The sequence below is a fragment of the Pseudomonas sp. P4_C8 genome, from assembly GCF_056401975.1.
The window spans coordinates 1-10,909 of the sequence record NZ_JBFUIH010000083.1 but is presented as its reverse complement, the minus strand read 5'-3'; the positions used below and the strand labels follow the sequence as shown (position 1 = coordinate 10,909).

The following is a 10,909-nucleotide window of genomic DNA, read 5'->3' as shown; positions in this document are numbered from 1 at the left end:
GGTAAGGGGTAATTAAGTGCAAGAAAAACAGCAAGGGTTTGGCGTCGTTTATTCTGCGGCGCGAAGTCTTTTTAGTTTTAATTTATATGTACTATTTTTAATATTGGCTTTCTGTTCGTTTTATTCTGCGCGGGAAAGTTTTTCATATGATTATATTTTTTATATAGGCTATTTTGACGCTATACAAAAAATGCAGCTGAGTGATATTTTTTTATCGCTGCAAAGTAATTTGCCAATTATTTACGTAAGTGTTCCCCCTTCAGGCCTGTTGGAGGTTGGTTTTGTACTGTTTGTGAGGGCTCTGTTTTTTATCACTGAAAGTCCAGAGTTAGTCTACGCGTTAATCGCTACGATATCGCTAATGACGAGGGTTTTCATAATGAGAAGGCTTGGTATAAATTGGGCCTGGATCGTGCTGATAAACATTTACGCGATTACATTGTTTGAGGCTAATGCAATACGCGCCGGTTGTGCTTTGACTTTAATTATTTTTGGTGGGTATTGCCTTTTAAAAGATAGAAAACTTATAGGCTTTGTTCTCCTGGTTTCTTCTATTTCATTTCACGTGCAGGCGGCTTTTGTTTTTTGTTTTTTTGGTTTTTTTTGGTTGTTCTATAATTTTTTCAGCCAAAGTGCTTTAAGACTTGCCTTGACAGGACTCGGATTGGGGGTGAGTGGGTTAGTGGTTGACAAGGCTATTGCGCTATTGAATGTAAGTAAGATGGAAGACTATAGCGGCAAATATGTTGGGTCGGTTGGGTTTAATAGTATTTCATTGGCGGGCATATTATTAGTTGGGGGTTTTTTCTATAAAATCGTGTCGTCGAGAAAATGCGTCTTGGAGTCAATGGGTGCCGAAGGAAGGATTTTGTTGMCATTTTTAATTTCTTCAGTCCCTGCATTGTCCGCCTTGGTGTTTGCTACGTCTCTTGGTGCTATAGGTGATAGGCTTTGGCAGTTCGCTTTTGTTGTTTTTAGCGTTTTTATGTTGAGAGTGGATGTAAAGGGCTCTTTTAGATATGTTCYGTATTTGTTGTTGATTTTGTGTTTGTTTATTTCAAATATAAATGTGCTGATAAGGTATCCGTTGTCTAATTTTTTATATCCGTTGCTTCCGTACATTGATATTGTTCCTAAGTTTTGATTTTGTGGAGGCTTGGGTTTAAAAAATATAGTGGCCCAGCAGATTATTAGCCTGTCTGTAAGACAGCTTGATAGGTTGGGTGGTGGCGCTGATGAAAAATTGACCCACTTTGCCGATTGAAAATTGACCTAGGGCCGATTGCTGATTTTTGCATCAGTAATTGTGGATAAGCTTAGCAGCACTGTCCCGCTGACATAGGCACTAAGCCCCACCGCATGCAGGCATACGGCAGGGTATTCCCGGTGTCGATCAAAACGGTTCATCGTCCTCTGTGCCGTCACTGTCCTTGCGCTTTCGCTCACGTGATTTGATCTTTGTCTGGGCGACCAAGCTGCTGTGTTGCAGGCGGTAGGACTCCTTGCCTGTTTCGACGATGTGGCAGTGGTGCGTCAGCCGATCCAGCAACGCCGTGGTCATCTTGGCGTCACCGAACACCCTTGACCATTCCGAGAAGCTGAGGTTGGTGGTGATGACCACGCTGGTGTGCTCGTATAGCTTGGACAGCAGGTGAAATAACAGGGCACCACCGCTCTGACTAAAAGGCAAATACCCAGTTCATCGAGTATCACCAGGTCTGTGCGAAGCAGCCCTTGAGCGATTCGGCCCGCCTTACCCTCGTGTTTTTCGCGCTCCAGCAAATTGACCAGATCCACCGTGGAGTAGAAGCGCACGCGTTTGTTATGCGTCGTGATTCCGGACACGGCCAAGGCGGTGGCCAGGTGTGTTTTGCCGGTTCCAGGCCCGCCAATTACACGTCATTCTGCGCGGTATCGGTGAACTCCAGGCTGGACAGATCCCTGACCACGCGGGCGTCTGCGCTGGAAGCGCTGAAGTCGAAGCCTGCCAAATCACGATGCATGGGCAGTTTGGCCATGTTCATCTGATGATTCACCGAGCGTACGGCGCGATCTGCATGTTCCTGTTGAAGCAGGTGTTCGAGCAGCCATTTCGACGACGCCGTCGAGGCTTCGCCTTGGGACGCAAGTTCTTCCCAGGCGCTGGCCATGCCATGCAGACGCAGCTCCTTGAGTTCCGCCATAAGATCACGCATTGCGAGTCTCTTCATCGGTGGTACGGAGCCGGTCGTAGCGCGCGGTATTGGCGACAGGCGCCACCTTGAGTTGAAGGCTGGTTTCGGCGGACGGAGGGGCTGCTGTCGATGTCAGTCGTGCCAGAACCTTCAGGATGTGGTCAGCGCTCAAGCTGCCTGATTCAAGTACCAACTCCACAGCCACCAACCCGGCATCGAGCCCGGCGATGGGAACAGCCGCCAGTACCTGCGTCATGACCCGATCACCATTGGCGTGACGCCTCAGACCGCGCTTGAGAAGCAGCAACGGCTTCGGCAGATCGGCAAACGGAGCGCCATTGCGCAGCGCACCGGGCTTGCGTTCGATAAGCGGGATGTAATGCTGCCAGTCCGTGGCCCTGGCTGGGATACGCAACCAACCAAAATGCGCGACTGGCGCACAGCTTCATGTGGGAAACCTGGATCCGTCGAAACAGGCCACCGATCAGCAGGCCTTCTTCGCTCCAGTCGAACTGAAAGGCCTCACCGAGGGCGAACGTCAACGGTACAAAGGCCCGTAAGGATTTGCCTTGCTCACCGCGCCACGAACGTATGAAGGCGGTGAGCTGGCTGTAGCCGCCGTCGCAGCCCTCGGCCTTGATCTGTTCGAAGAGTGCTTTGGCGCTCCTGCGATTGTGCTTGGCCCGAAACGAATCGGCCTTGAGCGCCTGCTCCAGCGTCTGGTGAAACGGACTGAGTTTGTTGAAGGCTGCGCACCGCTGGTAAGCCGGCTGAGCTGCTTCGGGCGCTCTGACCCATTTTCGGATGGTATTTCTCGACAGCCCGGTACGCTTGGCAATCTGATGCAGCGACAGCTTGTCGCGAAAATACATGCACCGAATTTTGCCCATCATTTCCATGCTGATCACCCTGTGTTCTCCTGCTCAAAAATTGAGGAGGAGCAGTTGAACGCCTGGGTCAGTTTTCAGTCGGCAGAACAGCCTTTACTGGGTCAGTTTTCGGTCAGCGGCAACAAAAGCAACACACCGGCTCGTGCGGACCAAGTTGGGTGGAGATTTCTAACTATGGAAAACTCTGCCAGCCGTGCCGCGACTTGCGAGGGCCCAATCACCATGCCGATGGCCAAGGTCACAGCGGTCGCGATCCCCAATTGCTTGAGGACATTGAGCAGGTGTACTGAGATACCTGATACGACCAATGCCAGAATCGTCAACATGGCGCCAATCAACAAGAACAGGTGATTGGTAGTATCGGGGCGAAGCTCTGATGTATTGCGTGTTTCTATAATGACGGGGTGAGGCGATTGTTTTGTGCTTCCAGGAATCAACAGGGCATGAATAGGGAATCCGATTAGCAGATAAGCTGCTGCGATGGCGAAGCAGGTGGGGTCCACTTGGTGACGCGCTGACATCTCTGGACGCCGAGGGTTGGGTGTCCGCTTTTGGCCGATTCTGTTGAAAAAGTCGGATTTTCAGCTCACCTGAACTCAGGCACGACCACCACCGGAGAACCTAATCACCACATTGAGTGGTTTCTCGGCCCTTCGTTGACCTTTGCTGCTCTGTTAATGGGTTAGTTTGAGGTTTTTAGCTTCGTGCAGGCGCACCTATCCCGTAGAAGGTGGCCCTTGAGATGCAAGTTTGGCCAGACGTCGCAGGTTCTGTACCGCGGCCGCCAGCGTGAACTCATCGGACGCGCCACTCATGCCACGTAGTCGCAAGCGATCCAGTTTCAGGATTCGCTTGAGGTGGGCGAACAACATTTCGACCTTCTTACGTTCGTGGCGAGAGCGCACGTACTCCGGCGTCGCCGCGATGCGTCGAGTCACATCACGAGCGGCTTCATGGATGCTGCGGACGATCTTGCGAATCGAAGTGTTCGGGCAGTACTTGGCTTTCATCGGACATGTCGCGCAGTCGGTCTGCATGGATCGGAAGATGATGGTGTTGGCTTCTGTGACGTGTGAACGCTCGTTCTTGAAGGCTCGCCATTCGCCGCGTAATACGTTGCCGGCCGGGCAGCGGTATTCCTCAGCCTCTTCATTCCAGTGGAAATCGTTACTCGAAAAGCTGTCGTTCTTGCGCTCAGTTTTGTCCCACACCGGCACATGCGGTTCGATGTCTTTTTCCTCCACCATCCAGGCCAGCATCGGCGCTGTGCCGTAAGCGGTGTCGCCAATGAGGCGATCTGGCTTGATGTCGAACTGCGCTTCGACCCGATCGATCATCGTCTTGGTGCTCTCGACTTCTGCGGTTCGATGAGCCGGTGTGGGTTCCACATCCATGATCACGCCGTGCTCGGTATCGATCAGATAATTCGTGGAGTAAGCGTAGAAAGCTGGGCCGGCAGGAGCAGCGGTCCAGTGGGTTTGAGGATCCGCCAGCGACAGGCGTTTCGGTAGCGTTTCGGCCAAAGCCTCTTCATCGAGGCCTTCAAGGTACTCACGCGCGGCGCGGGTGCTCAGGCCCGGATCGCTCCAGTTGACTGCCCCATCCTGAATGGGCTGAAGCATGTGCCCGTGGACGCTGAACAATGAAGATCGAAGTCTTTTATGCTGATGGATGCGGCAACTGCAGCGTGTCCAGGCTCGACCTCAAGGACGTCGTGCTCGCAGCGTTTCCCGGCGGAGCGGTTTGGAGCGAGATCGACATCGTTAAGAACATCGACTAAGCGGTGGGGCAGGGCGTTCTCACGGTCCCGGCTGTCGCGATCGACGGGGCACTTGTATTCACCAAGCTGCCGACGGCTCAACAGCTTGTATCTGAGTTGACGGCCGCGCAGAGAAACTGAATGGACGCTGAATCGAGGTTGCAACTCGTTCAGCAGGGCCGCCTGGCGGCGACCGTCACAGCGTTTTTGGCGGGCTTGGTATTTAGCTTCAACCCAGTGGCAATGGCTGCCGTGGCGGTGACGCTCGCCTACGTCACAAAGGCCCGGGAAAACCTGCAGGCGACGCAGTATCCGGGCTGATCTATCCTGTGGCTTTGGCAGCTTCTCCCTGCATTTCCGTGCGCCACGGGTCGGGCGTAACCCTAAGACCGGCGATTGCGCAAGCTTGGATGGCAAGTTCGTTCCGCATTTCAAGCCGTGGAAGGAGTTGCGGGATCGGGTGAATGAGGAGGAGTAATGGCGTTGTAGGGACTGACGGGAAGGTCAGTTTTGCGTCTGGTCTGTCAAGTCTTGTAATAGTTCGCATATCTGAGAGAATGCCGTGCTGAGTTTATAGTTCGTGTCGGCAGTGAGGAATCTCTTCTTTGGCGCGTCTCAAGGAGAGGCTTTTATCCAGGTCAAAGAATCAAAGGATTGCGAGCGGATTTTTTAGTCCCCATCCCCATTGCTGAGCTGACGATATTGATTTTTTCTTGATCCGGAGTTTCAGTGAGTCAGATCCCACCCGTAAACAGCTACCAACCCTCGGACGAGATTGATTTAGTTGAGTTGCTTGAGAATCTATGGAAGCAAAAGCTGCTGATTGCTCTTGTGACGCTGTTGACTGCAGTCGTAGCCGCTAGTTATGCCTTTTTGTCCGCGGCAGTCTACGAGGCAAAAACCAGTTTGTTGCCGCCTCGCTTGGCAGATATCGTTGGCTATAATCTGGGGCGAGCGGAGGCTGGGCTGMCAGAATTTACTGAGAAAAAAGTTTATTCCATGTTTACTCAGAACCTTCGTTCAGAGGGGCAGCGCAATAGCTTTTTCGAGCAGGTCTATCTTCCCGCGCAGGAAGCTGACGCAAGCTCAAAAACAAAGGATCAGCTTCGGGAGGCTCTAAACAAGAAACTGGTCATCAGCAATCCTGATATTAAGAACAACCCAGATCGATTCGAAGTGGCAGTGCAGTCCGCAGTGTCGAGCAGGGCGGCAGAGTGGGCAAACTTGTACGTCGAACGGGCGGCGGCCAAGACTCGGCAAGATATGGTTGATACAGCCAAGACTGAAATCAGTACGCGAGTCAAGTCGATCAAGAGTCGAATTGAGGTATTGCGCGAGAGTGCCAGAAAACTTCGTGAAGACCGAATTGCTCGCCTGCAAGAAGCTTTAACCGTTGCAGATAAAGTGGGTGTGCAAGCGCCGCAGGTCAAAGCCAGCAGAACATCGTCGGATGGTGAGTTGGAGCAGTTCGTTGATGGCAATTTGATGTATATGCGCGGTGCCAAGGCCATTCGCGCCGAACTGGCAGTGCTGCAAAGCCGCACGAATGACGACCCATTTATAGCCGGTCTACGCGATTTTGAAAATCAACTGGATTTTCTATCCAAGGTTAGCGTGAGTCCAACTAACGTTGCGGTTTTCACCTTGGATAATATTGCCGAAGCTCCCGACACTCCAATCAAACCTAAAAAAGCGCTGATACTGGCTCTTGGGGTTGTTCTTGGCGGTATGCTAGGTGTGTTTATTGCCTTGATTCGTAGCATGTCGGCGAAGCGTCGCCAGCAAGTAAACTGATAACGCTTCGCAACAGCTAAAAAGAGTGAAGAATGAAAATTCTCGTCACCGGCGGCGCCGGCTTTATTGGTTCTGCGGTTATTCGCCAGATCATTCGCAACACCAATGATTCGGTAGTCAACCTCGATAAACTCACCTACGCCGGCAATCTCGAATCACTGGCTGACATCATCGGTAGCGAGCGCTACGCCTTCGAACAGGTGGATATCTGCGATCGCGCCGAAGTTGAGCGAGTGTTTCGCGAGCATCATCCCGATGCCGTGATGCATCTGGCGGCGGAAAGTCACGTTGATCGCTCCATCGACGGCCCCGCGGCGTTTATTGAGACCAATATCGTTGGCACCTATACCTTGCTGGAAGTTGCTCGCCAGTATTGGCAAGGTCTGGACGACAGCCGCAAAGCCGGGTTTCGCTTTCACCATATCTCCACCGATGAAGTGTATGGCGATCTCGACGATCCAGCCGAACTGTTTATCGAAGCCACGCCTTACGCGCCCAGCTCGCCGTATTCAGCCAGCAAGGCCAGTTCCGACCACCTGGTACGCGCCTGGAGTCGTACCTATGGGCTGCCGACGCTGATCACCAATTGCTCGAATAACTACGGTCCGTACCACTTCCCGGAAAAGCTTGTGCCGTTGATCATCCTCAACGCCCTGGAAGGCAAGCCACTGCCTGTGTACGGCAAAGGCGATCAGATTCGTGATTGGCTCCATGTCGAGGATCACGCCCGCGCGCTGTACAAGGTAGTCACCGAAGGCGAGCTCGGCGAAACCTATAACATCGGCGGTCATAACGAAAAAAAAAATATCGAGGTGGTGCATGCGCTCTGCGCTCTGCTCGACGAGTTACGGCCCGACTCGCCACATTGCCCGCACGCCAGCTTGATCACCCACGTCCAAGACCGCCCCGGCCACGATCTGCGCTACGCCATCGACGCCAGCAAGATTCAGCGCGAGCTTAACTGGACGCCCATCGAGACCTTCGAGTCTGGGATTCGTAAGACCGTTGAGTGGTATCTGAACAATCTGCAATGGTGCCGCCGCGTACAAGATGGCAGCTATCAACGTGAGCGCCTGGGCGTTAAGGCATAAGGATGCAGTACATGAAAGGCATTATCCTCGCCGGCGGTTCCGGTACCCGGCTCTACCCCATCACCAAGGGCGTGTCCAAACAACTGCTGCCGGTTTATGACAAACCGATGGTTTATTACCCGCTGTCGGTGCTAATGCTCTCGGGTATCCGTGACATTTTGTTAATCAGCACACCAGAAGACATTAGTGGTTTTCAGCGCTTACTCGGGGATGGCCGCGATCTAGGCATCAACCTTAGCTATGCGGTGCAGCCCAAGCCGGATGGCTTGGCCCAAGCCTTCATCATTGGTGAAGAGTTTATTGGCCAGGATAACGTCTGCCTGGTGCTGGGAGACAACATCTTCTACGGCCAAGGTTTTGGTCCCATGCTGCGCGCGGCAGTTGCCCGCAGCAAAGGCGCTACCGTGTTCGGCTACCAGGTCAAGGACCCGGAGCGCTTCGGTGTGGTTGAGTTTGACGAGCACAAGCGCGCCATCTCCATCGAAGAAAAACCGCTCAAACCAAAATCCCACTATGCCGTGACTGGGTTGTATTTTTACGATAACGACGTGATTGATATCGCCAAACAAGTCAAGCCTTCTGCGCGTGGCGAGCTGGAAATTACCAGCATTAATCAGGCGTATATGGAGCGAGGAGACTTGCACGTAGAGTTGCTCGGCCGTGGCTTCGCCTGGCTGGATACTGGCACCCACGAAAGCCTGCTGGAAGCGGCGCATTTCGTGGAAACTATCGAGAAGCGCCAAGGCTACAAGGTAGCCTGCCTGGAAGAGATYGCCTTTAATAATGGTTGGTTGAGCGTGGACAATCTGCGTGGCATTGGCCAGTCTCTGAGCAAGAACGGCTATGGTCAGTATCTATTGTCGTTGGTCGAGGACAAGTAATGAGCGAAAAACCGATTTACGTCACCCAACCCTACCTGCCGCCGCTGGAAGAGTTCATCCCTTATTTGCAGCAAATTTGGGACAAAAAAATCCTCACCAATGGCGGCCCAATGCATCAGCAGTTGGAGCAGCAGCTATGCGACTACCTCGGTGTCGAGCATATTGCGCTGTTCAATAACGGTACCATTGCGTTACTCACTGCATTGCAGGCACTGCGCGTAACTGGCGAGGTCATTACTACACCGTATTCATTCGTTGCCACCGCCCACTCACTGTTGTGGAATGGCATTAAGCCAGTATTCGTCGATATCGATCCTCACACCCTTAACCTCGATCCTGCAAAGGTCGAAGCTGCCATTACTCCGCAGACTACCGCCATTATGCCGGTGCATTGCTACGGTAATCCTTGCGACGTCGAGGCTATTCAGAAGATCGCGGACAACTATAACTTACGCGTGATTTACGATGCCGCTCACGCCTTCGGTGTAAAAGACGCCGGAGGCAGCATCTTGCGGCATGGCGATCTGAGTGTGCTGAGCTTTCATGCTACAAAAGTCTTCAATACCTTTGAAGGTGGGGCAATTATTTGTCCAGATGCCAAGACCAAGAAACGTATTGATCAATTGAAGAACTTTGGTTTTGTTGATGAAATCACCGTGGTCGCTCCCGGTATTAACGGGAAAATGAGTGAAATCAATGCAGCGTTTGGCTTATTGCAACTCAAGCATATCGACCAAGTAATTGCCCGTCGGCGCGAAGTTGACAGGATATATCGTGAGGAACTCCAGGGGGTAAACGGTATTCGAATCGTAGAGGGCGGCAGTCAGGCCGCTGCGAACTACTCGTATTTTCCGATTTTAATTGAGTCGGATCACCCTTTAAGTCGTGATGAGTTGTACCAGAAACTTAAAGATAGCAATATTTTTTCACGACGATACTTTTATCCGCTAATCAGCGAATTCCCAATGTATCGGGGCATGTTATCGGCGCAGCGCAACAACCTTCCTGTAGCTAATGAGGTCTCCGAGAAGGTTCTTTGCCTGCCAATTTATTCAGATATCACCAGTGATGACCTCGCCCGAATTATCCATGTCGTGAGGGCTGCTTGAGATGGGACTGCTCAGCCGCGAACAAATAGAACAGATGGGGTTCTCCCATGTAGGAGAAAATTCGCGCCTTTCCGACAAAGCCGCCTACTATAATTGCGCAAACATCGTCATTGGCAATAATGTGCGGATCGATGACTTCTGCGTGCTCTCTGCGGGCATCGGTGGTATTGAAATCGGGTGCTATATTCATATTGCTGTATACACTTCGCTCATCGGCGCCGGGAAAATAACTCTGTGCGACTTCAGTAACATCTCATCGAAAGTTGCAATTTATAGTAGTAATGATGACTATAGTGGTTCCAGTATGACCAATCCAATGGTTTCCGAGGAGTTTACCAACATCAATTTCGCAGATGTCACTATTGGCCGTCATGTGATTATTGGCTGTGGCAGCATCGTTCTTCCTGGTGTAACCCTTGCCGAAGGTGTCGCTGTTGGCGCATTGAGTTTGGTCTCTGAAAGTTGTACGGAGTTTGGGATTTACACAGGTGTTCCCGTCCGAAGAATCAAGGAAAGAAAAAGAGACTTGCTGGCATTGGAGCAGGCTTTTTTAAAAAACCAGATATGTATTTAAATCGAATAATATAAGATTTCATATTGCTTTTTTGTTTCGCGACTTTAACTTCCTCATGATATGTGGCGGGTAAAATTCTTTAATTTATTCATGCTAAACTATTAAGGTTGATATCTATCTTGTCTCTGAGGCGTAACATATTTGCAAGCTATATAAGTCAGATTTACGTCACCTTGATAGGCATACTTATTTTGCCTTTGTATATCAAGTATATGGGCGCAGAGGCCTATGGTCTGATTGGCTTCTTCACCATGTTGCAGGCTTGGTTCGGGTTACTTGACATGGGGTTGACGCCTACCATTGCTCGTGAAACCGCACGCTACCATAGCGGTACGATGCCTGCTCTGGCGTATCGTCAGCTTTACCGCGCGCTCAGCCTGATATTCATGCTTGTCGCTGTTTTGGGCGGCGCTGGATTGTATCTACTGTCCGGTTTGGTTGCCACCCGTTGGCTTAATGTAGAAAAACTACCGCTTGATGTAGTGACTCTTTCAGTGCAAATCATGGCAATCAACGTAGCCATGCGTTGGATGTGCGGCCTTTACCGCGGTGTTGTTACCGGCTCCGAGCAGTTGGTATGGTTAAGTGGCTTTAGTGCTTTGGTCGCGACTCTCCGTTTTGTTGTCGTACTGCCGGT

Annotated in this window: 10 protein-coding genes and 4 pseudogenes; 10 read left to right on the top strand and 4 right to left on the bottom strand. The window is 51.5% G+C overall.

The genetic code is table 11. The features are described from left to right. Positions 1 to 16: 16 nt before the first annotated feature. Complete coding sequence (locus tag AC1DWM_RS29500; RefSeq protein WP_477796823.1) at positions 17 to 1,144, top strand: EpsG family protein; 1,128 nt, start codon at positions 17 to 19, stop codon at positions 1,142 to 1,144. Between the two features lie 249 nt (positions 1,145 to 1,393). On the opposite strand, the pseudogene istB reads toward AC1DWM_RS29500, so the two are convergent. The 4 genes and pseudogenes from istB to AC1DWM_RS29480 form a co-directional block, all read right to left on the bottom strand. Continuing rightward, positions 1,394 to 2,195: pseudogene (istB, locus tag AC1DWM_RS29495) on the bottom strand (IS21-like element helper ATPase IstB). After that, a pseudogene (locus AC1DWM_RS29490) lies at positions 2,188 to 3,073 on the bottom strand (IS21 family transposase). The pseudogenes istB and AC1DWM_RS29490 overlap by 8 nt, the downstream one beginning before the upstream one ends. A gap of 92 nt (positions 3,074 to 3,165) precedes the next feature. Then, a complete protein-coding gene (locus AC1DWM_RS29485) occupies positions 3,166 to 3,585 on the bottom strand; it encodes a hypothetical protein (protein ID WP_477796822.1) in 420 nt (139 codons plus the stop codon). 195 nt (positions 3,586 to 3,780) lie between these two features. Continuing rightward, positions 3,781 to 4,659, bottom strand: a pseudogene (locus tag AC1DWM_RS29480) (transposase); the annotation flags it as partial. Between the two features lie 47 nt (positions 4,660 to 4,706). On the opposite strand from AC1DWM_RS29480, the gene AC1DWM_RS29475 reads away from it, so the two are divergent. The 9 genes and pseudogenes from AC1DWM_RS29475 to AC1DWM_RS29435 form a co-directional block, all read left to right on the top strand. Then, entirely contained in the window at positions 4,707 to 4,844 is a 138-nt protein-coding gene (locus AC1DWM_RS29475) for a hypothetical protein (protein WP_223517288.1), read from the top strand. Between the two features lie 120 nt (positions 4,845 to 4,964). Next, a complete protein-coding gene (locus tag AC1DWM_RS29470) occupies positions 4,965 to 5,144 on the top strand; it encodes a hypothetical protein (protein WP_223517286.1) in 180 nt (59 codons plus the stop codon). 10 nt (positions 5,145 to 5,154) lie between these two features. After that, positions 5,155 to 5,301, top strand: a pseudogene (locus tag AC1DWM_RS29465) (HU family DNA-binding protein); the annotation flags it as partial. Positions 5,302 to 5,552: 251 nt separating this feature from the next. Then, entirely contained in the window at positions 5,553 to 6,617 is a 1,065-nt protein-coding gene (locus tag AC1DWM_RS29460; RefSeq protein ID WP_477796821.1) for an LPS O-antigen chain length determinant protein WzzB, read from the top strand. A gap of 32 nt (positions 6,618 to 6,649) precedes the next feature. Then, positions 6,650 to 7,708: a dTDP-glucose 4,6-dehydratase gene (gene rfbB / locus AC1DWM_RS29455; RefSeq protein ID WP_477796820.1), complete on the top strand. Its 1,059-nt coding sequence runs from the start codon at positions 6,650 to 6,652 to the stop codon at positions 7,706 to 7,708. A gap of 11 nt (positions 7,709 to 7,719) precedes the next feature. Further along, a complete protein-coding gene (gene rfbA, locus AC1DWM_RS29450; RefSeq protein WP_223517281.1) occupies positions 7,720 to 8,589 on the top strand; it encodes a glucose-1-phosphate thymidylyltransferase RfbA in 870 nt (289 codons plus the stop codon). Next, on the top strand, positions 8,589 to 9,698 hold the full coding sequence (locus AC1DWM_RS29445; protein WP_223517279.1) for a DegT/DnrJ/EryC1/StrS family aminotransferase: 1,110 nt from the start codon (positions 8,589 to 8,591) through the stop codon (positions 9,696 to 9,698). The genes rfbA and AC1DWM_RS29445 overlap by 1 nt, the downstream gene beginning before the upstream one ends. Before the next feature lies 1 nt (position 9,699). Then, on the top strand, positions 9,700 to 10,272 hold the full coding sequence (locus AC1DWM_RS29440) for an acyltransferase (RefSeq protein WP_223517277.1): 573 nt from the start codon (positions 9,700 to 9,702) through the stop codon (positions 10,270 to 10,272). A gap of 119 nt (positions 10,273 to 10,391) precedes the next feature. Further along, the coding region (locus AC1DWM_RS29435) for an oligosaccharide flippase family protein (protein WP_477796819.1) at positions 10,392 to 10,909 on the top strand (518 nt) is incomplete at its 3' end.

What these genes read in the sequence shown, in the direction of transcription:
- AC1DWM_RS29485 (WP_477796822.1), bottom strand. Translation starts at nt 3,585, where the DNA reads ATGTCAGCGCGTCACCAAGTGGACCCCACCTGCTTCGCCATCGCAGCA.
- AC1DWM_RS29475 (WP_223517288.1), top strand. Translation starts at nt 4,707, where the DNA reads ATGAAGATCGAAGTCTTTTATGCTGATGGATGCGGCAACTGCAGCGTG.
- AC1DWM_RS29470 (WP_223517286.1), top strand. Translation starts at nt 4,965, where the DNA reads ATGGACGCTGAATCGAGGTTGCAACTCGTTCAGCAGGGCCGCCTGGCG.
- rfbB (WP_477796820.1), top strand. Translation starts at nt 6,650, where the DNA reads ATGAAAATTCTCGTCACCGGCGGCGCCGGCTTTATTGGTTCTGCGGTT.
- AC1DWM_RS29445 (WP_223517279.1), top strand. Translation starts at nt 8,589, where the DNA reads ATGAGCGAAAAACCGATTTACGTCACCCAACCCTACCTGCCGCCGCTG.
- AC1DWM_RS29440 (WP_223517277.1), top strand. Translation starts at nt 9,700, where the DNA reads ATGGGACTGCTCAGCCGCGAACAAATAGAACAGATGGGGTTCTCCCAT.